General features: G+C 60.6%; 9 protein-coding genes. 1 reads left to right on the forward strand and 8 read right to left on the reverse strand.

Translation table 11 applies throughout. The features are described from left to right. Nucleotides 1-104: 104 nt before the first annotated feature. The 4 genes from ABC336_RS06295 to ABC336_RS06310 form a co-directional block, all read right to left on the reverse strand. Complete coding sequence (locus ABC336_RS06295; RefSeq protein ID WP_413242453.1) at nt 105-1,067, reverse strand: mannonate dehydratase; 963 nt, start codon at nt 1,065-1,067, stop codon at nt 105-107. Nucleotides 1,068-1,172: 105 nt separating this feature from the next. Then, nucleotides 1,173-2,504, reverse strand: coding sequence for an ABC transporter substrate-binding protein (locus ABC336_RS06300; protein WP_413237860.1), 1,332 nt, complete (start codon nt 2,502-2,504; stop codon nt 1,173-1,175). A 32-nt stretch (nt 2,505-2,536) separates the two neighbouring features. Then, entirely contained in the window at nt 2,537-3,367 is an 831-nt protein-coding gene (locus ABC336_RS06305; RefSeq protein ID WP_413237861.1) for a carbohydrate ABC transporter permease, read from the reverse strand. Beyond that, a complete protein-coding gene (locus ABC336_RS06310; protein ID WP_413237862.1) occupies nt 3,364-4,263 on the reverse strand; it encodes a carbohydrate ABC transporter permease in 900 nt (299 codons plus the stop codon). Before ABC336_RS06310 ends, ABC336_RS06305 begins: the two co-directional genes overlap by 4 nt. A 289-nt stretch (nt 4,264-4,552) precedes the next feature. Between ABC336_RS06310 and ABC336_RS06315 the strand changes: the two genes are divergently transcribed. Next, nucleotides 4,553-5,452: an RraA family protein gene (locus tag ABC336_RS06315; RefSeq protein WP_413237863.1), complete on the forward strand. Its 900-nt coding sequence runs from the start codon at nt 4,553-4,555 to the stop codon at nt 5,450-5,452. Nucleotides 5,453-5,578: 126 nt separating this feature from the next. On the opposite strand, the gene ABC336_RS06320 is transcribed toward ABC336_RS06315, so the two are convergent. The 4 genes from ABC336_RS06320 to ABC336_RS06335 all read right to left on the reverse strand — a co-directional run bounded on the left by ABC336_RS06320 (nt 5,579) and on the right by ABC336_RS06335 (nt 24,518). Further along, entirely contained in the window at nt 5,579-6,739 is a 1,161-nt protein-coding gene (locus ABC336_RS06320; RefSeq protein WP_413237864.1) for a helix-turn-helix domain-containing protein, read from the reverse strand. A 112-nt stretch (nt 6,740-6,851) separates the two neighbouring features. Continuing rightward, entirely contained in the window at nt 6,852-7,511 is a 660-nt protein-coding gene (locus ABC336_RS06325; RefSeq protein ID WP_413237865.1) for a GntR family transcriptional regulator, read from the reverse strand. 229 nt (nt 7,512-7,740) lie between these two features. Next, the gene (locus ABC336_RS06330; RefSeq protein WP_413237866.1) at nt 7,741-8,406 is read right to left on the reverse strand and encodes a 4'-phosphopantetheinyl transferase family protein; all 666 of its coding nucleotides are present in this window, start codon (nt 8,404-8,406) and stop codon (nt 7,741-7,743) included. Between the two features lie 575 nt (nt 8,407-8,981). Beyond that, complete coding sequence (locus tag ABC336_RS06335; RefSeq protein ID WP_413237867.1) at nt 8,982-24,518, reverse strand: non-ribosomal peptide synthetase; 15,537 nt, start codon at nt 24,516-24,518, stop codon at nt 8,982-8,984. Nucleotide 24,519 lies beyond the last annotated feature (1 nt).

The following is a 24,519-nucleotide window of genomic DNA, read 5'->3' on the forward strand; positions in this document are numbered from 1 at the left end:
TACTCCGAGCCCCCTCCTTTCTTGACGCCTGCGACTGGGCATAAAAAAACAGCCAGTGTCCGTGAAAGCGGAACTGGCTGTTCGAAAGTGGTATTCATCTCATATTAGCCCGCCGCAGCAGCCTCCATCAGACCAAGGATATAGCCGACGCCGAACAAGCGGCCGAGCAGCTCGTAACCGGGGTTGGCGTTGTCTTCTCCTTCCATCGTCGGGACGTGATCGGGACGGGCAGGCCCGTTGTAGCCTACGGCATAGTAAGTCTTCATCGCCTCCAGCATATTGGTCTTGCCGTCATCGTGGAACGTCTCCTCGAACTTGTCCGGGGTGCCCCGGACATCGCGGAAGTGAACGAAGAACATTTTATCCTGCTCGGCAAAGGCCCGGATCGTCGCCGGGATATCCTCGCCCGCTGTCGCCAGCGTGCCCTGACACATCGTGATGCCGCTGTAAGGGCTAGGCACCAGGTCGATCGCCCGTTGCAGGGCAGCGGCGCTGCGCAGGATACGGGAGACGCCGCGGATCGGCGTGATCGGCGGATCGTCGGGATGGAGCGCCAGCCGGACGCCAGCCGCCTCCGCGACCGGTACGATCTGCTCCAGGAAATAATGCAGATTCTCCCACAGCTGCGCCTCCGACACCTCTCCGGCCTCTGTCAAGGGCGCCCCCTTCATCAGGCTGTGATCATAACTGGAGACGAGCGCACCGCCCCTGGTCCGCGTCGTGGTCGAGGTGCGGAACCAGTTGAACTGGGCCATAAAGTTGTAGCACAGCACAGGAATGCCGGCCGCTCCCATATGGGTAATGAAGCGCTGGAACACCTCGATCTCGGCGTCGCGCCCCTCCGTGCCCAGCTTGATGTTGTTGCTCGGCGGCATCGACTCGATAACCGACAGCGTCAGCCCGTGGTCGGCGAAGCGCTGCTTCATCCGGATCATCGGCATCAGCTCCCACGGCTGCTCCATCTTTTCTTCCCATGGCAGGCCGCTCACCGCATGGTTGACATTCATCTGCTTCGCAAGCTGCCAGAGACGGGTCGGCTGCGACGGGAAAAATTCGGCCAATTGCATCATATCTCTCCTTTCGCGTGACCAACGGCTTCGGTAAGCTGCAGAGAGACCCGCCCGAGACGGGCGAGTCCTTCTGTTGCTCAGATGGTTCTGGGAAGAACGGGCTTAACCAGCTCTGGAAGCAATGTCCATACCTGCACGGTTAATCTTCTCGTAAGCTTGCTCAATGGTCTGTTGCCCGAAGCTAACGGCTTCCATTTCTTTGACATAGTTGTCGGCCCACTCCGAGTAACCCGCAGCCACGGGATAGAATGGCATCGCCTTATCCAGCGCCAGGTCGTAGAGTTCCTTGCCCAGGATATCCTTAGGCTCCAAGGTCGGCTCCAGCTCGGCATAGTTTTCAGCGGAGATTGGAATCCCTCTCGTCAGACCGAGTGCTTTACCCGCCTCCTTGTCCGTGATAAACCATTTGACGAACGTTTTGGCTTCATCCATGTGCGGAGTGCTTGCATTGACCGCAAGGAATATCGTCGATTGCGCCCATCCGCCGCCCGCTGGTCCAACCGGCAAGGTCGTGACACCGACTTTTCCTGGCATCAGCAACTCCAAGGCGCTTACCGAGCCGGTTGTTGCGCCGCGGGTCATCACAACGCCGGATGCCATCGGATCGGCCTGGGGATCATTTTCCTGGAACGCCGCACTCCGGTCGGCAGGAGGAACGATGCCTTGCTCCCTGAACTCTGCGTAAGTCGAATAGAACTCCATGAACATTTCCTTATCAAGATTAAACGTTCTGCCATTGTCCGCCATGATAGGTTCGCCGCCCATACCGACCTGGTAGTTGTTGTAGTCCGCCCAGGCTCCGCTGTCGCCAATCGGATATTTGCCCGCCGGCAGCTTCTCGCGCGCGTCTCTGGCCCATTGGAAATACTCCTCGTAGGTCCAGCTCTGATGCGGCAGCGGGATGCCGTGGGCTTCCAGCTCTTCTTTGTTGAAGGCCATGCCCTGCGCATTCTGACTGAGTGGGATGACATACAGCTTGCCGTCGATCTTCAGATTCTCGATGACCGTATCTTCGACGATGCCGGACAAATCAATATCGGTGAGATCGGCCAGCTGTCCGCGGGTGACGTATTCTTGCAGGTAGGCTGCATCCATCTGCAGGACATCCGGGATCGTCCGGGAGGCAGCTAAGGTAGGCAGCTTCTGCCAGTAGGCGTCCCAAGACATTGCTTCCGTCTTAAACGTAATGTTCGGATTCTGAGACGTGTAGATGTCCAAGGCTTTATTGGTTGCTTCGTGCCGTGCATCCGTTCCCCACCACATGATGCCAAGCTCGGTTGCGCTTCCCGTACTGCCCCCGTTGTTGCCGGGAGCGGGAGTTGTAGTACCGCCGTCGTTCGCCGGAGGGTTGTTACTGCCTCCGGAGCAAGCGGTCATCAGGAGCAAAGAAGCAAGAGCGATCAGCGACCCACTTTTGGCATATCTTTTTTTCATACGTGTTATCCCCTCTCTAATTGGGTGTAATGCTATCCTTTCAGCCCCGTTGTAGCGATTCCCTCTACAAAGTACTTCTGTGCGAACATGAAGATCAGGGCGGAAGGCATGACGGACAGCAAGGACATGGCCAGCAATTGTCCCCACTGGACATCGAACTGGTCGATAAACATGCGCAAGCCCAGTCCGACGGTGAACTTACTCACAGAACTCAAGTACAGCAACTGACCGAAGAAATCATCCCAGCTCCAGATAAAGGTGAAGATCCCTACGGTCACCAGAGCCGGCTTGATGAGCGGCAGGATGATCCGGCCGAAGATGCCGTATACGGACGCGCCATCGATTTTGGCCGCTTCATCCAGGTCGCGCGGCAATCCGCGAATGAACTGCACCAGGAGGAAGATGAAGAAGGCGCCTCCGCCAAAAAAGTGAGGCAGAATGAGCGGCACGTAGCTGTCGGTGAAACCGAAATTATTAAACAAAATGTATTGCGGAACAATAGTAACCTGAGTAGGTAGCATCATCGTCAGCAGCAATATGGCAAACCACATGCCCCGAAGCTTGAAATTCAGTCTTCCGAATCCGTAGGCAACGATCGCTGCAGTAATGACGCCACCGACTACATTGCCCAGCTCCATCAGCAAGGTATTGGCAAAAAATCGGCCGAAGCTGTGCTGGTTGGAATAATTCCAGCCCTTTGTATAGTTCTCCCACATCGGCTCTGTGGGCCAGATCGTCGGCAGACTAAGCTCTGCTGCCGGCTTCAGGGAAGCCCCAACCCACCAGATAACCGGGTAGATCATAAGAAGTGAGAACGCGATCAACAGAATGTGGGGAAGTACTCTCGCACGAAAGGTTTTCATTTCGTTTTCCCCCCATCCGATTCGTAGAATACCCAGTAGCGTGAAGCTACGAAATTGATGAGCGTCAACAACGCGACGATGACCAGCAAAATCCAGGCGAGTGCCGAAGCATATCCCATCTGGTAATGCTTAAAGGCTTTTTCATACAGGAACAGGGCGTACATATACGTAGAATTGACAGGTCCGCCATTGGTGATGATAAAGGCAGCGGTAAACATTTGGAACGAACCAATGATGCCAAGCACCAGGTTGAAGAACATAACCGGTGACAGCATCGGCAGCGTGATGCTGAAGAATTTGCGGATACGTCCTGCTCCATCCACCGAAGCCGATTCATACAGCTCGCCAGGGATTTGCTTCAGACCGGCGAGGAAGATGACCATCGTCGATCCGAACTGCCACGTATTGAGCAGGATCAGCGTACCGAGCGCGGTATCCGGATTGGAAATCCAGGCAGCACCTTCAATACCGACCCAAGAAAGAATATGGTTGATATAGCCATCGGCGCCAAACATATTGCGCCACAGTGCCGCTACGGCGATACTGCCGCCGATCAGCGAAGGAAAATAGATGGCCGTACGGTACACATTCATGCCACGCAAGCTCTTGACGAGCGCCATCGCGACCATGAGCGAGAAGAAGAGCTTCAGCGGAACGGAAATCAATACAAACATGAAAGTAACGGTAAGTGATTTGGTAAAAGTAGAATCATCGGTCAGGATCTTGACATAATTGTCTGTCCCTAGCCACGTCGGGGCGCCGACGTCCAGCATTGAATAATTGGTGAAGGACAAGTAGAAGGATTGGGCGATGGGCCAGAGCGTGAGCAGCAGGAAACCGATCAGCCAGGGAGATATAAAAATATAGCCGGCAAGGTTATTCTCTTTTTTAAACATGGACCTCCTCCTCTTGCGACTGTCGTGTTATGAGGCTGTTTCTATAATGTATACGAAAGCGGTTACATAAGGAAGGTGAAGAATTTATGAATATGTCGGTTTTCTTTCATGAACGACTTCTGGCATAGGGGGAAAATTTACACTGCACGTCTCTCAAACAACACAAGAAAGTCACATCGACAACCGGATCAAACTGCAGCACAATAAGAGTAAGACTTCCTATGCATGACAGGGTTGCGGCAGATGCCGCGTCCGGCTCGACCACTCTAAGGGAAGAAGGTGCTTCATATTGAAATTCGATCATCGGGAGGACATTATTCAGCTGACGCCGCTATGGGAGGGGGAGCGCTTCGACAATGGCAGACCCCGGGTGCCGGAGGATATCCTGGAACGCATGCGCCGCATAACGCTGGAGGAGGCCTGGGGGCCGCTCTGGAACAGAGGATATACGTTTCAATTTGAAGGCGATTTCAAAATCATCCATCCGAACAAAACGATGGTGGGCCGGGCTGTCACTGCTGTGATGGTGCCCAAGCGTCCCGATCTGCACGAAACCTTGATGAATTATGGCCATGAGCAGGAAGGCAGACGCGGCTTCTTCAACCAATGGGTCATCGATACGCTGACCGATGATGATGTCGTCGTCGTCGACATGTTCGATAAGATCCACCTAGGCACTTACGTGGGCGGCAATCTCTCCACAGCCATCTCTACCCGGACCAAACGGGGCGGAGCAGTCGTCTGGGGCGGCATCCGCGATAATCAGCAGATCGTGGAGATTGATAACATCAACGTATATTATCGGGGCAGCGACCCTACGGCGATCGGCGATGTCACGATGGTCAGCATGAACGGTCCGACGCGGATCGGCAAAGCGATCTGCATGCCGGGCGACGTCGTGCTGGGTACGCCTTCCGGCGTCATCTTCATCCCGCCGCATCTGGCTGAGCTTACGGTGGTTCAAGCCGAGAAATCTCAGGTACGAGACATCTTCGGCTTTGTCCGCCTCAAGGAAGGCGTCTATACCACCGCCCAGATCGACGCCGCCTGGGACAAGAACCTCTGGCAGGATTTCAAGGGCTGGTTCGACAACGACGAAGCAGCCGGGCCGTATCGTCATCTGACTTGGGACAAGGAGCTGGAGGATGCTGCCGAGCGCAGCGGTCCTGGCGGGGATGTGCGGCTGTAGGATTCCATTCGCAAGTGATAAAAGCAAAGCCCCCGCAAGCAGTTTTTGCTGCAGCGGGGGCTTTTGGGATGAAAACAGATGTCGGGAACTCGTCAATACACGAGGTCCAGAAAACGAGATGCGGCGTCAGTTGGCCACCGCATCGCGGAACTCGGTCGGCGAGACGCCGACTTTCTTTTTGAACACCTGGCTGAAATACCTCGGATCCTGGTATCCGACCTGCTCTGCGACTTCATAGTTCTTGTAGTGCGTGGTGCGCAGCAGCTCCTTTGCCTTTTCCATACGGATCTGCGTCAAATGCTCGATGAAGGTATGGCCTGTGTTCGTCTTGAACAGCAGACTGAGATACGTAGGTGTCATATACACCTTACGGGCCACTTCGCACAGCGTAGCCTTGTCGCACTCCTGCTCCATATATCGTATCGTCTTCTGGATGATGCGGCGATGATTCTCTTTGGCTTCGGACACCGGGGACTTGCGGATCTGCAGATAGCAGCGCACGAGATAGCGCTCCAGCTCTTCCAGTGTCTCCATGCCGGGAATCGCCGTCACCTCGGTCCTCGCGTGACACTCCCCGCAGCCATGATCAGCGAGCAGCTTCTTCTCGGTGCGGATCAGCAGTCTCATCGTCAGCTCGTAGATCTGCTTGATGTCCGGCCGTCCTTCTTGGAGCAGCGGCTCATAGAATCGGTGCACCGCCTCGGCCAGCTCCTGCTCGCTCTCCGAAGCCTTGATCGCGGCGAGCAGCTCCTTCTCCCCTTGCTCGGGATAATCTGCCAGCGAGCGGTAAGGCTTCAGCTCACTCGCATACAGCAGGCGCGCGCTTCCCTGATAAAAGCGGCTCTGCAGCGCAGCGTCGGCTTGCATGCAGGACCGATGTACATCTGCCAGCTGGCGGCAAGGCTGGCCGATGCCGATCGCGACATCCATCTGCCACTGCTCCGCCAGTGTCCGCTGCAGCGCCGGCAGCAGATGCCGGACGCTCCAGGAGAACAAGATCGCCGCCCGGTCCTGTTCATCGATATATACAACAGCCGTCTCCGGCAGCTGCTGCTCCAGAATCTGCCGCAGCTGCTCCGTCTGGGAGTGCGGATCCTGACGCTTACCGATCGGCTGCAGTACTGCGATGGCAGGGTACGTAAAGTAAGGATGCAGTCCAAGTTGGTCAAACGCCTGCTTCAGCGGCAAGCTGGACTTGCGTCGACCGCTGGTCAGCAGCTGCAAGAAACGGTCTCGCATCCACGTCATCATCATATCGTCTCTGAATAAAAGCTCTTCGTTCACCATGCGTGTTTCCCCTTTCCGAAGCCCAAGGATGTCGTACCAGGGTGCATGCGTTCGCTTAAGATGTTCTTTCCCTTGCCAAAAGCGGACTAGTTTTGAACAATTTCTGTAGCAGCTATTCGTCGATACTGATCATTTTGTACGCGTGCATATGCTCGATAAAGGCCTGTTCCGCCAACAGAGGATCCCCCGCTTTGAGAGTCTCTACAAGCTTGGTATGCCACTCGGCCAGCTTATCCGTGGAATGGTGGCGATTGGAGATCGCCATGAAGCGCATGACTTTGGTGCGCAACCGCCCCCACAGTTCCAAGATCGCCTGATTGCCGCACTTCATGTAGAAGAACTCATGAAAATCCATGTCCAGCTCCAGGATACGGAAAGGCTCCCTTACTCTGCTGGCCAGGTCCATCTCTGTGATGAGCGACTCCAGCGTCCGGTAATCCTCCACAGTCAACGTCCCAATGATTTGGCGGACAGCGAAGCATTCGATAAGCTCTCGCAGCACGAAGATGTCTCTGATCTCCTTGGCTGTAATCGAGGAGACGACGGACCCTTTATTCGGAATACCGACGATCAGACCTTCCTGCTTGAGCCGCTCCAGCGCTTCACGGACAGGTGCTTGACTGATGCTGAATCGTCTGCCGATCTCCGTGACGATCAGCCGCACGCCGGGCGGCATGTCACCGGTCAGAATATCCTGCTTCAGCGAACGGTATACATGCTCACTGATGGATATGGCCGGTTCGGATAACTGGCTTCCTCTTATAGCGCCCACATCTCCCCTCGGCATTATCGATTATCGATAATTTACTTATAGACCTATTATATGCCTAAAACGAGAAGATGACAACGCTTTCTTTTTGGAGCGTCTGAAAACGTCTGTCCCCGTTAGGACAGACGCTAGTCAGCCGGGTCGAGTTACCCTGTGGAGGCGCGATTTGAGGTTTTTTGCACTTAGATCGGGGAGGTGGCCAGCTGCCACTTATTCGGTTGCGGGCGGTTTACTAGTCCTTCAACAGCTCATCTAGTGTCATTACCGGCACAGGCAGTTCCTCCGGAAGACGGGCGGCGCATACCGCCAGTGCATGCGACGCGTCCAACTTCCACAGCTTCAGCGCAGCGGGCAGCATGGCTCCCTCCTCCGTTTCCAGCCAGGCCATGTCTTGCTCCACCCGCACTGCAAAAGATTGAAGCGGCGTTGAAAGACCCTCGCCCGTTAACTTGATGTAGCTCTCCTTGCCTGTCCAGAGGGCATAGAATCGCGCCAGCCTGTCCGCCGTGTCGGCAGCTCCCTGCAAGTAGGCCATTTCCACCTTCGTAAAGCAGTTCTCCGCCAGTCCGTCGTCTACCGGCCGAAGTTCCTCCACATCGACGCCGACGGGCTCATCATTGCACACGCATATGACATAGCGACCGCCATGGCTAATATTGTGTTGCACGCCGGAATGTCCGATGAGCTCAGGTTTACCGCGATCCGAATAACGAAAAGCCAAGGTTCCGTCGCCCGCCCCTACGAGTCGCTGCAGCAGCAGTTCCCCGGCTGCCGTACGAACCGCGTCCTCACGAAAACGGAACCGGGAAGCTTTGCTTTGACGCTCAGGGGATACGCGGGCAAGCAACCTCTCGTATTGTCCATCATCTGCAACTGGACTGAGGCGTACCGCCAACATCCTCACACTTCTTCACCGCCTTTATCCGAGTATATGACTCAACTTTGAAGCGTCCAGTGAAAAAGAACAATCGTCGTAAGTCGCGGGCAAACCTCTCAGATAAGCGCAAAAGTCAGGCTGTTGAAAAAAGAAAGCCTACAGTCACGGATCGATCTTCCGATCGCTGTTGTCCCCAGATTTCTTTTATTTTTAACCCTTTTAGGGGTGAAATCCGGGGACAAAGGCGAACGCTGCGCTTCTCCAGATTCGATTCCGTGCCTCTCCGGCCATTTTTCAACAGCCTGAAAAGTGCATCTAAAAGCGCCGAAAACCGGATATTCACTTTAGCTAAGTGCAAAAGTACAACTAACTAGCTCAAAACTGGAATAATACGGATAATTCACTTGTAATAAATGTACTTTTGCAGCTAGGTTCCGGGATTCGAGCCAAAGTCGGGAAACCAGATGCACTTTTAATCTTATTAACCTACCGGGGAGCCGGGAGGGCTGCTTTTTCATAACTTACCTGTGGAAATACTACCATAAGGAGCTATGGCGGCCCAGGCCATCACCTGGAACCGCCATATGCTTATCATGTTACTCCAAATCTTCTAGTTTAGCAGCAAATCGCAAGGCGTTAACCTCGCTGTGCTCCGGATGGAAAATCGTGTAGTGGCTGCCTGCAAATGAACAGAACGCGAGCGGCTTTGCCCCATACGGTTCCCACAGTGCGGTGTCCAGAGGCTCCCCGCCATCGGCTTCTTCCGACGCCAGACACAGCAGGATCCGGGCTTGCAGCTTGCCCTGCGGGCGGTAATCCGCCTCTGCTAAGGCGAGTGCCATCATCGCTTCCGTATCGTAACGGCTCCACTGCTCATCCTCCTGCAGCACTGCCAGCTCACTGGCAATGTAATCCGTCAGCGACCCGCCCGCAGCAGCCGATGCAGCTGCAAGCGATTGGTCCGGGGACATGGTGTCGAACATCGCCAGCCAAGCGACCTGCTCCCCGGCAGCCTCCAGCTGTCTGGCCACCTCATAGCCGAAGGTGCCGCCCAGACTCCAGCCTGCGATCCGGTAGGGCCCGTGCGGCTGCTTGCTCCGGATCAGCCTCACATAGTCTGCCGCAATGGACGGCACATCCTGTTGCTCGTCTGCTTCGGAGCCTGAGGCTGCCGAGCGGATGCCCCAATACCGGTCCGGTCCCTGCAGATGACGGATGAAGTGGCTGTACCCGTCGACCTCTCCCGTAATATCGTGGACGATGAATACCTGCCGGCCTTCGGCTGTTCCGGTCCGCAGCAGGATCAGCCCCTCATCGTCTGCGGAGGCGTCCGCCACGGGACTGCTGCCCTCGAGCGTTACCCCGGATGCATACAGCTTGGACGCATGAGCAGCCGCCCCTGGCTGGGTACGGTCAAGCCATGCCGCCATGGTATGCAGCCTCGGCATCTGGAACACATCCGCCAGCGCGAGCGTCAGTCCATAGCGCTGCTGGAGACGTCCCGTCAGGACAAGCGCCTTAAGCGAATGGCCGCCGATGGCGAAGAAATCATCGCCTCGCGATACCGGTTCACGCTCCAGTACGTCTGCCCATACCTTGGCCAGCAGCCGCTCGGTCGGTGTCCACTCGCCGTCTTCCCGGGCCGTGTCTGTTATCGCGTCCGAGGCTTCGGCAACTTCCGGCTCCTGGGCAGCCGGCTGTCTCATCAGGATGCCCGCTGCGGCCGCCAGTTCCGCCAGCGTCTGCTGAGGCGCCGCTACCGCCTCCCGCAGCAGGGTGACATAATCACGGGCCAGGGCAGCCGCTGTCCCGGCGTCAAACAACGCAGTGCTGTACTCGACAGAGCCGAGCAAGCCGCCGTCCTCTTCTTCCATCATCATCAAGGTCAGATCGAATAACGAGGTGTCTTGGGCAAGCGGCGCCTCCCTCATCTGCAACACATCTGTTGAGGCGTTTGTACGCTCCGCATGCTGCATCGCGAACATCGTATCGAACAGCGGATTGCGGCTCGGATCCCGGCGGACGCGGAGACGCTCCACCAACTCCTCGAACGGATAGTCCTGGTGGGTAAAAGCGTCTAGCGCCGTCCGTTTCGTCTGCTGCAGCAGCCTTGTAAAAGGCTGGCCGCTGCGCGGCCGTCCCCGGATCACCAGCGTGTTGACGAACAAGCCCGGCATATCGCCGGTCAACGGATGCGTCCGGCCGGCAACCGGGGTGCCGACAGTCAGATCCTCCTGACCGGTATACAGGTGCAGCAGCATCTGGTAGGCGGCCAGCAGCACCATATACAGACTACTCTCATTGGCCAATGCCAATCGTTTCAATTGCCGGGCCAATGCAGGATCCAGCCGGAAGGACAGGCTGTCACCCGCGGCCGACAACATCGGCAGGCGCGGACGGTCCGTCTGCAGCCGGGTAGGCGTCAGCTCACCCGAGAGCTGCTGCAGCCAGTATCTTTCCTGCTTGGCGATCTCGTCTTCACCGAGCCATCCGCGCTGCCACATCGCATAATCCTTGTAGTGCCATTGTACCGCTGGCAGTTCCACCTGGGCGTAGAGGGCTGCCAGGTCGGCGAACAGCAGCTGCACCGTAACCCCGTCGGAGATGATGTGGTGCATATCCAGCATCAGCAGGTGACGATCAGGCGCCAGCTCCATCAGACCTGCACGCAGCAGCGGTGCGCGCTCCAGCAGGAACGGCTCGCTCCAGCTCCGCATATACCTCGCCAGCTCTACAGCCTGTTCCGTCCGGTCGGCCACAAGGACACCGCCCCTGAGCGGAGCGTCTTGTGCGGCCATCCACTCGGCTGCTGCAGCCGCTTGCGAGACGCCGCCGCCCTTCATCAGCTCGTCCCAGCCCGCCGGAGCACCCAGCGTTTCCAATGCCAGTTGAACGCGGTCATGCACCTGCTGCACGACCTCCTCCCCTTCCATGTGGAAGGAGGTCCGCAACACCTCATAACGGTCAACCAGCGCCTGCAGCGCCACTGTCAACCGCCGCTCATCCAGTACACCTGTCAGCTCATACACTTGCGGCATGCTGTAGCTGATGCCATCCTTGTCCATCTGATGCAGCACATACATCCGCCGCTGTGCGGCAGAGGCAGGATAACTCGGCGCTTCGCCCGCCCGCTCCAGCGCCGTCTCCTCGACACGCTCCGCCCCGTCGATCAGGCGGCTCTGCGCCTCCAGTGTAGGATGGTTGAACCATTCGGCCAGCGCGACCTCGACCCCGAATACACGGCGAATCTTGCCGCTGAGCAGCATCGCCTTCAGCGAATGGCCCCCCAGGGCAAAGAAATGATCCTGCCTGCCGACCGCCCGGACGTCAGGAAGCAACTCGCGCCAGACCGCTGCCAGCCGGCGCTCCGTCTCGGTCGCAAGCGCAGATCCGCCGCTGCTCGTGCGGGAGAGCTGCTGCGGCTGCGGCAGCGCCCGCTTGTCCAGCTTGCCGCTCGTCGTAAGCGGCAGGACGGCGAGCCGGGTAAACGTCAGCGGCAGCATATGCTCTGGCAGCGTCCGCTCCAGGCTGCCACGGAGAAATGACTCATCGATTAAATGTTCGGCAGTATAGTAGGCGTGCAGCCCCGGCACCCCGTCGGTGCCCGATAGTGCAATGACGGCTGCATCGCCAACCCCGTCAAGCTCGCGAAGACGGCTGGCGATGCCCGCAGGCTCCACGCGGTGTCCGCGAATCTTGATCTGCTCGTCCAGCCGTTCCAGATAGACCAGCGTGCCGTCTGCCTGCCAGCGCACCCGGTCACCTGTGCGGTAGAGTGTGCCGCCGCTGGCAAGCGGATGGCGCACGAAGCGCTGAGCCGTCAGCTCCGGCAAGTTGCGGTACCCTCTTGCCAACCCGATACCGCCAATGCATAGTTCGCCTGCCGCTCCTTGCGGACATAACCGCAACCCGTCATCCAACACATACACCTCGGTATTGGCAATCGGACGACCGATCGCCACGGACAGTGCGGCATGGATTACTGCTCCCGGCTCCAGGATGTTCATGACCGCATCAACCGTACATTCGGTTGGCCCGTAGGCATTGACGATGGTAGCCTCGGGAAAAGCAGCCTGCAAACGGACGGCCAGTTCACCCGTCAACGGTTCACCGCCTACCAGCAGCTGACGCAATCCCGGGAAGCGTCTGTCTCCGGCCGCTTCCAAGAGCACGTTAAGATAGGACGGTGTCCCGTCGAGACTATCGATCCCGTTGTTTTCAAGCGCTTCGAGCAGCTTGACGGGATCCTTATGCAGTGATTCAGGAATAACATATAAGGTGCCGCCTGTCAAAAGTGCTGTAAGCAGCTGCTGCAGCGAGGCGTCAAATACATGCGAGGCGCTCAGCGCGAAACAGAGACCCGATGCACGGTTGTATAAACTGCTGTGGAGATGTTCCACAAGATTGACCGCGCTGCGGTGCTCCACCTCGACGCCTTTGGGCTGCCCCGTCGTACCGGAGGTGTAAAGCACGTAGGCCAGACGATGTCCAGCGGCCTGGTCGACTGACGGTCCTGTCTCGTCCTTTGAACGCTCGGCTGCTTCATCCGAATCCCCCTGTAAGGCGCTCTCACTGCTATCCCCGAATACGATTAACGGACCTGCAAAAGCTGGCGAAGCCTGTCTCGGCATCAGCTCCAGCCCTTGCTCCGCCACGACGGCACAAACACCGCTATCGTGGAGAATATGCCCGAGATAGTCTGCCGGGTAAGCTGGAGATACCGGCACATAGGCACCGCCGGCTTTCCAGATGGCCAGCAGGCCGACCACCATCGAGACCGAACGGCGGGCCAACAGGCCGACCGTCATCTCCGGACCTATCCCCACTTGCCGAAGCCGGGCGGCTGTCGCCTCTGCCAGGCCATCCAGCTCCGCGTAAGTCAGCTCGGTCGAGCCGTCCGTGACAGCGATCCGCTCCGGATAGAGACGGGCTTGCGCTTCGAACCGCTCATGCAGGAGCTGCTTCCCGGTGAGCGGCACCGAATCCCCCTGGAAGGTCGTAAGCAGCCGCTCGCGCTCGGCGGCCGGAGAGATCTCGATGGCATCCAGCGATTGCTCCGGCATTGCCGCTGCCTGGGCCAGCAAGTGCGCCAGCTGATCAGCCAGGCGGCGGGCAGTTGATTCACGGAACAGACTGCGGTTGTACACCAGCTCGAACGTCAGACCGTCATCCGATTCACTCGCCGTCACCGTCAGATCGAACTGGGCAGCGGCGAAGGGCAGGGGATACCCGTCCAGCGTCAGACCGCCCAGCTCCCGCGCTGCAGTGACCTTGCTGCCCGAGAACGATGCGTCCTCCATAGCGAACATGGTATCAAAGATCGGATGACGGCCCGTATCCCGTACCGGCTGCAGCTTGTCCACCAGCTCTTCGAACGGATAATCCTGATGACGCAGCGCCGCCAGTACCGTCTCCCTCACCTGCCCGATATATTCGATGAACGTCCGGTCGCCATCCGGCCGGGACCGGAGCGCCAAGGTATTGACGAATAAGCCTGGCATCGCTGCTGCCTCCGGCAAGGTGCGTCCGGATACCGGCGTGCCGACGATAAGGTCGCGGTTGCCGGAGTAACGGTAAAGCAGCGTTTTGTAGGCGGCAAGCAGCACCATATAGAGGGTAGCTCCTGTCCCGGCAGCAAGCCGCCGCAATCCGTCAGCAGTCTGCTCATCCGTACGGAACGACACCAGCCCCCCTTCGGGGTTCTGCACCTCCGGACGCGGCACGTCGGCAGGCAGCTCCAGCTCCGGCAGCTCGCCGCTCAGCGTCTCCAGCCAATACCGCTCCTGCGTACGGTAATCTTCAGATTGCAGCCACTCCTGCTGCCACAGGGCATAATCCCTGTACTGCAGCTCTACAGGCGGCAGCTCCTCGCCACGATAGAGGGCAGCCAGCTCATCCAGCAGCACCGCCATCGTCACCCCGTCAGAAATGATATGGTGCATGTCCATGAGCAGCAAATGCCGCCGGTCATCCAGCTGCAGCAGCCCGCTCCGCATGAGCGGCACTCGGTCCAGCGCGAACGGGCGTACCCAGGCATCGATCAGCTCGGCCAGCCCTTCAAACGCCTCTTCCTCAGGCAGCTCACCGGCAGCTCCGGCCTCGGCCTCATGGACACCATGCAGCGGGTAAGGCGCCAGCTCAAGCTCCTCCAGCTCCACCGTAGCGGCGTCCGCAATCCGCTGGATTATCTCATCTTCTGCCAGATGAAACGTGGTCCGCAGAATCGCATGTCGCTTGGTTAGTCCATCCAGCGCCGATGCAAGCTTGGAACGATCCAGTTCCCCGGTCAGGATGAACGCTTGCGGCATATTGTAGCTTCGGTCGCCGCCTCCGATGCGGTGCAGCACGAACATCCGCTGTTGCGCAGAGGTCGCCGGGTACATCTCTCGTACCTCTGCAGGAGTCAGTAGCGGTTTGGAGGCGCTGGCAGCTGCTGCCGGAAACCCGTCCAGCCAGTCGGCAAAAGCGCCCAGCGTCGGATGCTCAAACAGCTTTTGCATCGACACCTCCACGCCCAGCTCGCGGCTGATCCTGCCGCTCAGCAGCAGGGCTTTGAGCGAGTGTCCGCCCAATGCAAAGAAATGTGCAGACCGCCCCGTCACGCTCACGCCCAGCTCCTCCTCCCACAGCCGGGCGACTCGCCGCTCCAGACCGGACAGCGCCGCGCTCTCTTGCGGCGTACCGGCGCCGCTCGTATCCTGCAGCTCCGGCAACGCCCGGCGGTCGACCTTGCCGCTGGGGGCAAGCGGCAGCCGTTCCAGGTGCATATAAACCTGCGGCGCCATATAAGCGGGCAGCTGCCCCAGCAGCCAGCTGCGCAGCGTACCGGCCGGCTGCGGCTCGCCGGTGTAATAAGCCGCTAGCTGACGGTCGCCGACGGAGGTGCGATGCACGATCACGACGCTATCTGCAATGTCTGGATGCGAGCGGATGGCGCTCTCGATCTCGCCCAGCTCTATCCGGTAGCCATTGAGCTTGATCTGGTCGTCCAGACGGCCCAGATACTGGGTCGTGCCGTCCGGAAGCCAGCGGGCCAGATCGCCGCTGCGGTACATCCGCGCGCCCGGCACGAACGGATCGGCGACGAACCGCTCCGCCGTCAGCTCCGCCCGGTTCAGATAACCGCGCGCCACCCCTTTGCCGGCGATGCACAGCTCACCTGCTACGCCGATCGGCACCGGTTGATTCTGCGCATTGAGTATATACAGCCTGGCTCCGCCTGACGGGTAGCCGAGCGGAATCGTCGGCAGCCCGCCCCATACGTGCCGGTTCTCTTCCCCGACATGGTAATATGCCGCATCCACACAAGTCTCCGTTGGGCCATAGGTGTTGCTGATCCGGAAGGCTGCGCCTGCCGAGGACTGCCGGATGGAAGCAATCACGGCCGGTGTCAGCGCCTCGCCGCCGATCAGCATATAATCCAGCTGCAGCTCGCGGCTGCGCGGACCCCCGGCCTGCAGCATCACGTTCAAGTACGACGGGGTGCCGTCGATCGCCTGGATGCCGTGACGGGCCAGATAGTCGGTCCACAACACCGGATTGCCTTTGACTTCTTCGGTAAGCACATGCAGCGTGCTGCCCGTGAGCAGGGCAACGAACAACTGCTGGACCGACGCGTCGAAGATATGGGACGCGACCATTCCTATCTGCAGCCCTGTGCGGCCGTCGTAGAGATTCAGCCAGCTATGGCGCACCAGGTTGACCACGCTATGCTGCTCGATGAGCACGCCCTTGGGCAGCCCGGTCGATCCGGATGTATAGATAACATAAGCCAGGCTGGAAGGCTGGGCGTCCGGCACTTGGACAGCCGGGATTGCCGCCTCGCCGGAGCCGCTCTGCCATTGCAGCTCTTCGCTATCCAGCGGCAGCAGCATGCCCGCATATCCGACATTGGGTTCGGTGAGCGCAGCCGCGAGCTTGGCCTGTGTAAGCACGATGCGGACACCGCTGTCTCCGAGCACATACCTGACCCGCTCCGCCGGATAGGCCGGATCGATCGGCACGTAGGCAGCGCCTGCCATTAGAATGCCCATGATACCAGTGACCGTCTCCAGCGAGCGTTCCGTATAGAGTCCGATTAACGTATCTGCCCCTGCGCCATGCTCCCGCAGCCAGGCGGCGATCCGGCGGCTTGCCGCCAGCAGCTCGCGGTACGTCAGCCGCCGCTCGCCGCAGACGACAGCCATCAGCTCTGGCGTGGCCTCGGCTTGCTGCGTGAAGAGCTGAGGCAGCGTCGACTGCTCGGCAGCCGGCCATGCCTGCTGGGCGGCCGGGTCGGCCTCCGATCCGGCAGGCCGGCGGTGCATGGCCAGCTCGGCAGTAAGCAGCCGGTGCTCTTCCGCCGATACGATCGGCAGTTGCCCGAGCTGTGTCTCCGGTGCATCGGTGACCGCTTGCAGCAGCTGCTTATAGTGCTCCGCCAGCCGCTGCACGGTTGCTGCGTCGAAGAGATCGGTATTGTATTCCAGTTCGAAGCGCAGTCCCTCCGGCGTCTCATCTGCCGATAGCGTGAGATCAAAGGACGATACGCGATATGGCAGCCGGGCAGGCGATAGCTCGGCCTCTCCCAGGCTTCCCGCCCGCACCTCCTCCTGCTGCATCAGGAACATCGTGTCGAACAGCGGATTGCGGCTGGGATCCCGGGCAATATCCAGCAGCTCCACCAATTCCTCGAACGGCACATCCTGATGCTCGTAAGCCTCGATGGCGGTCTGCATGACTTCCTCCAGATACTGCGCGAACGGACGGTTGGCCTGCGGCCGGGTCCGCAGAACCAGTGTGTTGACGAACAAGCCGGGCAGCTCCGTCGTTTGCGGATGCGTGCGTCCCGCCACTGGCGTGCCGACCGTCAGCTCCTCTTGGCCCGAATAACGGGAGAGCAGCGTCTTGTAAGCAGCGAGCAGCGTCATGAACAGGGTAGCGCCATGCTTGCGCGCCAGCTCCTGCAGACGGTTTGTCAGCTCGCCGCTCACGGCAAAGGAAAGACGGTCGCCATGGAACGTCTGCACAGCCGGCCGGCGGCGGTCCGTCGGCAGCTCCAGCACGGGCAGCTCACCCCCGAGCTGACGGCGCCAGTAAGCGCGCCCGCGTTCTGCAGCCTCGCTGCCGAGCCACGTCGTCTGCCATACGGCATAATCCGCATACGCGGCTGCAGGTGCAGGTAGCGTCTGCCCTTCGTACAACGCAGCCAGCTCGGACAGCAGCACCTGTGCCGTAATCGCATCACCGATGATGTGATGCATATCGGTCAGGAGCAGATGCTTCGTCTCACCTAACGGCAGCAGTCCGACCCGGAGCAGCGGTGCCTCGGCGAGATCGAAGGGCTGGATCCAAGCCGCCAGAGCCGATAAAGCCTCCTGTTCATCATCAGACGTCTGCGAATCCAGCTTGACCAGAGGGACGTTCGCCTGCGAGGCAATGCGCTGCACGATCTGTCCCTCAGAAATGACAAATGAGGTGCGCAGCAGACTGTGGCGGGCGATCAGCTCAGCCAGCGCAGCGCCCAGCCGCTCGTGGTCGAGCGGTCCATCCAGACGCAGCGCTTGTGGCATATTGTAGGCCAGCTCGCCGCCCTCCATGCGGTGCAGCAAGTACATCCGTTTTTGTGCTGGTGTTACCGGGTAATGCAGCTGCTCCGTGGCAGTCGGGAGCGGCTCCACTTCGGTTCGTTCCGCCTGCTCGATCCAGGTCGCCATGGCGGCAATCGTCGGCGCACGGAACAGCTCGGAGAGCGGCAGCTCCACGCCCAGCGTCTCGCGGATCCGCGCTGTCAGCAGCATAGCCCTGAGCGAGTGGCCTCCGAGCGCAAAGAAGTCCTCCTCACGTCCGGCGTCCGTGCCCAGCTGCTCACGCCACAGTGCCGACAGCTGCGACTCCAGCGCCGTGCGCGGCGCGTCCGCGGCAGCCGCGCTGCGCTGGCGCTCCGGCATCGGCAGCGCCCGCTTGTCCAGCTTGCCGTTGGCTGTCAGCGGCATCTCCGTCATCCGGATCAGATGGGCCGGCCGCATGTAGACCGGCAGCCGCTCTGCCACCAGCGCCTGCCATTCCGCTCGCGGAATCTCCTGCTCTGCAGCAGACGTATACCAGGCCACCACCTGCAGATGCTCCGCACCGCCCTCCTCGCCCTCTGCCGGTCTCAGGGCAGCCACCGCTTCACGGATATCCGGATGGGCAGTCAGCGCCCGCTCGATCTCGCCAAGCTCGATGCGGTAGCCGCGCACCTTGACCTGATCATCGGTACGGCCGATATAGGAGAGAGCGCCAGACGGGAGCCGTCGGACGAGATCGCCCGTGCGGTACATCCGGTGGCCTGGCCGGTAAGGATCTCGTACGAACCGCGCCTCATTCAGCTCTGGCGAGCCCAGATAACCTGCTGCTACCCCGGCGCCGCCAATGTACAGCTCGCCTTGCACGAGCGGCGGCACGGGCTGTCCCGCTTCGTCCAGCACATACAACGCTGCATTAGCAATCGGACCGCCGATCGGCACGGCATCGTCACCCGCCAGCGGTGTACCATTGCGCACCCGGAAGAGCGTACAGCCCACAACGGCCTCGGTGGGACCATACTCGTTGCAGATCTCCAGCTCGCTCGGCCAGGCAGCCAGCAACCGCTCTACCGGGGCGGCATATAGCTGCTCCCCGCCGACGATGATCCGGCGCAGCGAGGTGGCGGGCAGCTCGCCCAGCCTCTCCAGCAGCGCGAGATGCGCCGGGGTTCCTTTCATGACCGTCACTTTGGGATTGGCGACGATCTGCTGCAGCAGCCGGCCCGTATCCTCCTCTTCCTCGCAGACAAGGATCGAGCCGCCCGTCAGCAGTGGCACGAATAGTGACGTTAAAGTCAGATCGAAGGACAGCGACGTGAAGAGCGGCATCGTTGCCGGGCGCCCGTCGCTGTACGCTTCCGCCGCCCACTGGACGTAGTTGACCAGTCCGCGCTGCGTCACCATCACGCCCTTTGGACGCCCGGTGGAGCCCGAGGTGTAGAGAACATAAGCAAGGCCATCCGGCGTCTGTCCGGCCGCCCCATTGGCGGAAGCCGCCGCCCGGTCGCCCTCCGGCATAGCACCTGTCAGCTCATCCGAATCCAGCACGGAGCCCGCCGCTGCATCCCATGCCCATACCGTCCCTGGGTACACCGACGGCTCCGCGGCCGCCATCGCTTGCCAGGCGGCGCGCTCAGCCAGCACCAGAGCCGGACGGCAGTCCCTCAGCATATAGGCCAGGCGGGCAGCCGGATAGGCAGGATCCAGCGGTACGTAAGCCGCGCCGCTCTTGAGCACGGCCAGTATAGCAATGACCGTGTCGATCGAGCGGCCGGCCATGAGAGCTACCAGCGCGTCCCGTCCAATTCCCGCCAAGCGAAGACGCTCGGCCAATTGATCCGCCTGCTCATGCAGCTCCGCATACGTCAGGCGCCGCCCCGACGCATCCTCCAGAGCAATCGCATCCGGCGTCCGGTCCGCTTGCTCAGCCAGCAGCGGATACAACTCCGCTGGCTCAGGCAACGACAGCGCGCAGCCGCAGCTCTGCGCCAGCAGATCCTGCTGCTCCTCCTCGCCCAGCATGGGCAGCTGCGCCAGCGCCCGCCCCGCATCGTCGGCGACGGCCTTCAGCAAGTGAACATAATGGGTCAGTACGCGACTGGCTGTCTCCCGGTCAAAGAGGGCTGTCGCATACTCCAGCTCCAGCCGCAGCAGCTCACCGGGGCGCTCCCCGCCTTCGGCAAACAGCGTCAGGTCAAAACGTGCCGCAGCCGCCGGCAGCTCACAAGCGCGCATCGTGACGCCGCCCAGCCGACCGTCCGGCAGTCCGGTGTTCTGCATCGCAAACATCGTATCAAAGAGCGGGTGACGCGAAGCGTCGCGCGTCACCTCGAGAGCCTCGATCAGCGACTCGAACGGGACATCCTGATGCTCCAGCCCCTCCAGCGTAAGCCTGCGGATCTCTGCCAGATAGTCGCTGAAGCTTCGCTCGCCTTCCGGGTAGCTGCGCAGCGCCAGCGTGTTGACGAACAAGCCCTGCATTGCGGCCGTCTCCGGATGCGTACGGCCGGAGACCGGCGTGCCGACCGTCAGATCGGACTGTCCGGCGTACCGGTACAGCAGTGTCTTATACGCTGCCAGCAGCACCATATAGAGCGTGCATCCTTGTGAAGCAGCCAGTTCCTGCAGGCGGGAAGTCAAAGCTGCATCCACATGCAGGATCAGGCTATCGCCCGCGAAGGACTGCACCACGGGACGGCGCCGGTCCAGCGGCAGCTGCAGCGGCGCCGCGCCCTTCAGCCGCTCTACCCAATATCGCAGCTGACGGCGCAGCTCGCCGTCCTGCAGCGAAGCCTGCTGCCAGACCGCGTAGTCCTTGTATTGCAGCTTGAGAGGCGGTAGGTTCTCGCCTTCATATAAAGCTTGGAGATCTGCCAGCAGCAGCCCCATGGACAGACCGTCTGTCGCGACATGATGCACATCCAGCAGGAGCAGATGGCGCTCTGCCTCTAGCTGCAGCAATGCTGCACGCAGCAGAGGGCCGCTGCTCAAGTCGAAGGGCCGGACCCAGTCCCGCAGCAGTCCCGCAGGATCGCTGTCCACTGGATCGGATAACCGCTCAAGCCCTTCCCATGCATCGGTCAGAATCCGCTGCATCATCTCGCCGTCCGCCACGTCAAAGACGGTACGCAGCGGCTCATGCCGCCGGATCAGCGCAGCCAGCGCCTGCTCCAGCCGCCCGGCGTCCAGAGCACCCTCCAGCACTAGTGCCTGCGGCATATTGTAGCGGGTATCGTGCTTCTCCCACTGCTGCAGGACAACCATCCGGCGCTGTGCGGAAGAAGCGGGATATACGGCACGCTCGCCGGCGGGCTTCAAGGAAGAGGACGTACCGGCAAAGCCGGTGGAGGCCGCCACATGACCTTCATGCTGAGTTGGCCCGTCCAGCCAGGCCGCCAACGTGCGGATCGTCGGCAGACGGAACAAGGCCGCCGGACCGATCTCCGCGTCATAGGACTTGCGGAGCTCCGCCGCCAGCTGCATCGCATGCAGCGAGTGCCCGCCCAGCGCGAAGAAATCGTCGTCGATGCCGACTTTTTGTACGCCCAGCGCCGTTTGCCACAGTTCAGCCAGCCGCCGCTCGGTTGCCGTCTCCGGCTGAGCCTCGCCGCCGGCAACGACTGGCTTCGGCAGTGCTGCGCGGTCCAGCTTGCCATTGGCCGTGAGCGGAAGCTGCTGCAAGGGGATCAGATGCAGCGGCACCATGTAGTCGGGCAGGCTCCGGGCCAGATACTCCCTTACCTCCTCCGGCTTGGCCGCATCTGGCGCATCCGTCGTATAATAAGCCGCCAGCTGCGGCGTAGCTGCTTCCTGCCAAGCCACGACCGCTCCTTCGTGAACGGCCGGGTGGCGCAACAGCACGGACTCGATCTCGCCGGTCTCGATCCGGTAGCCGCGAATCTTCACTTGCTGGTCCCGGCGGCCGAGAAATACGATACGGCCGTCCGGCAGCCAGGCTGCCGAGTCGCCCGTACGGTACATGCGCTCGCCGCTGTGCAGCGGGTCAGCCGTGAAGCGCCGCGCAGTTTCCTCAGGCAAATTGAGGTAGCCGCGAGCCAGCCCGTCGCCGGCAATGCACAGCTCGCCAGTCGCGCCAATAGGCTGCAGCCGGTTATAGCGGTCCAGAATATAGATCCGGGTGTTGTCCACCGGCCGGCCAATCGGCAAGTTGGCCGCATTTTCGGTCAATTCGCCGCTCGTCGTGACGATCGTATACTCGGTCGGACCGTAGTTGTTGACGAACCGGTATCGCGTCTCGCGGTATACCCGCAGCTTGTCGCCGCCGGTCGTGAGCAGCCGCAGACTGGTATTGTCCAGCTCCAGGAACAGCTCGCAGAGCGGAGCAGGCAGGAACGCTGCCGTAATATCGTGGGTATGGAAAAAATCATTGAGCGCATGAACATCTGTCCGCACCTCGTCCGGCACCAGATGAAGCTCCGCCCCGAACAACAGCGCGGAGAACATCTCCCACACCGAGACGTCGAACCCGAAGCCCGTCAGCTGGGCCGCCCGATCCGACGGTCCCAGTCCAAAGTCGCGCTGATGCCAATAAGCAAAGTTGACCAGGGAACGGTGCTCGGTCAGCACCCCTTTGGGGTTGCCTGTCGTGCCTGACGTGTAGATGATATAAGCCAGTCGGCGATTGTCGGCAACGTCCGTCAGGCTTTCCGGTTGTCTGCTTGCCGCCGTTCTGTCTGCGACGATCCCTGGCCGCTGCGGTTCACGGCTGCTCGGATCATAGGCCCAGCTTCCTTGCGGCTCACTATCGGCAAGCACGACCGCTGCCAGCGTACCTGTCGCCAGAGGCCATAACGCTGCGGCTGAGCCGCCCAGATCAGCGAGACGCACCGCATCTGCCGGCAGTCCGAGCAGCACAGATGCCCCGCTGTCCTGCAGCATGTAGCGGATCCGCTCATCGGGGTAGGCCGGATCGATCGGCAGAAAGGCGGCCCCCGCTTGAAGCGCACCGAGTACGCTTACTACCCGCAGGCAGCTCGGCGGACACAGGATCGCGACCACGAAGCCATCGGGCACCTCGGCCTCTTCCAGTCCCGCAGTCTGCACTTGCAGCAGCGGCCGCAGCTGCCCGGCGAGCCGATCCGACTCGGCTGCAAGCTCTCCGTATGTAAGTCGGCCGTCCGGCCCTGCCACCGCCGGAAGCTCCGGCGCACGGCGCGCCTGCGCGGCAAATAAACGATGTACTGTAGATGTATCAGGATAAGATTGCGGCTGCGGGTTGAAGCCGAGTAGCGCAGCTTGTTCCTCACGGCTTAGCAGCTCCAGCTCGCGGACGGGCTGAGCAGCCCGTGCGGGTGCCTGCTCCAGCAGCGTCCTCAAGTGGCGCTCGATGCCTGCTATGGCGTAGTCCGGGTAAACATGGCCGTTATAGCTCAGCTTGAAGAGCAGCTCTTCGCCGGGATAGACGGCAAGCGTCAATGGATAACCCGTCTGCTCGCGCGAGTCCATGCCTGTCACGGCAAACCCCGCCCCATGGCTCCCCGCCTCCGTCAGCTCCTGCTCCATAGGAAAATTCTCGAACACGACCAGATGGTCGATTCGGATACCCGTGCGCGCCTGTACCTCATAGAGCGGGCTGAACGCATGCTGCTGCGCGTTCAGCGCTTCCTCCTGCATGCGCCGCAGCAGCCCGCCCAGCGTTTCCTCTCCGCTGGAGGCTACGCGGCAGGGCACCGTGTTAATGAAGAGGCCGATCATGGACTCGATGCCGGGCACCTCCGGCGGACGGCCGGAGACGACCGTGCCGAACACGGCGTCGTCTGTATTATGGTAGCGCTGCAGCAGCAACCCCCAAACGGTCTGGATCAGCGTACTGAGGGTTGCGCCATGGTCGCCGGCGAGAACACCCAGTTCGCGGGACAGGGAGGCTGGCAGCGTGAAGGTCTGCTCCCGCAGCTCGTACGGCTGCCCTTCGCCAGCCGGTGCATACCCCGGCAGGCCGGGAGGCTGCTCTGCGCCTGCCAGTGTACCCGACCAGTACGCGAGTGCCGACTCACGGTCCCGTTTGCCCAGCCACTCCAGATAGCCTTCCAGCGGCACCGGCTCCGGCAGGACGGGCTCTTCTCCGCGTGTCAGCGCGCCATACAGCTCCAGCAGCTCGCCAAACAACGGTCCCAGACACCAGCCGTCCATGAGCGCATGGTGAAAGGTGATGATGAGCCGGTAATCCGCTTCCCCCATCCGGACGAGGGCAAACCGGATCAGCTGATCCTTGGCCGGATTAAAGCCGTGTGCCAGATCCTCAGCCAGCAGGACAGACAACCGTTCTTCGCGCTCCGGCTCTTCTCCCGCCGTCAAGTCATGCTGCGCCAGACGCCACCGTCTGCCCTTCAGCACCACCTGCATGCCGCGTTTGCCCGGCTTCTGGCTGAACACCGTGCGCAGGCTGTCATGTCTGGCCGCCAGATGGTCGATGGCCTGCTCCAGCTCGGCTGCCCGCACCTCCCCCTTCAAGGTGAGCGCACGCTGCTCGATATAGGCGGTCTGCTGACCTTCTGCCGACTGCTGGAACAGCATCCCCTCCTGCAGCGGCGTCATCGGATAGATCGTTTGAATGGCTATCTTGTCCATA

Source organism: Paenibacillus jepli (assembly GCF_047238105.1).
GTDB lineage: Bacteria > Bacillota > Bacilli > Paenibacillales > Paenibacillaceae > Paenibacillus_D.

Coding starts and splice junctions, on each gene's coding strand:
- ABC336_RS06300 (WP_413237860.1), bottom strand. CDS start 2,504: ATGAAAAAAAGATATGCCAAAAGTGGGTCGCTGATCGCTCTTGCTTCT.
- ABC336_RS06330 (WP_413237866.1), bottom strand. CDS start 8,406: ATGTTGGCGGTACGCCTCAGTCCAGTTGCAGATGATGGACAATACGAG.
- ABC336_RS06335 (WP_413237867.1), bottom strand. CDS start 24,518: ATGGACAAGATAGCCATTCAAACGATCTATCCGATGACGCCGCTGCAG.
- ABC336_RS06305 (WP_413237861.1), bottom strand. CDS start 3,367: ATGAAAACCTTTCGTGCGAGAGTACTTCCCCACATTCTGTTGATCGCG.
- ABC336_RS06295 (WP_413242453.1), bottom strand. CDS start 1,067: ATGCAATTGGCCGAATTTTTCCCGTCGCAGCCGACCCGTCTCTGGCAG.
- ABC336_RS06320 (WP_413237864.1), bottom strand. CDS start 6,739: ATGGTGAACGAAGAGCTTTTATTCAGAGACGATATGATGATGACGTGG.
- ABC336_RS06310 (WP_413237862.1), bottom strand. CDS start 4,263: ATGTTTAAAAAAGAGAATAACCTTGCCGGCTATATTTTTATATCTCCC.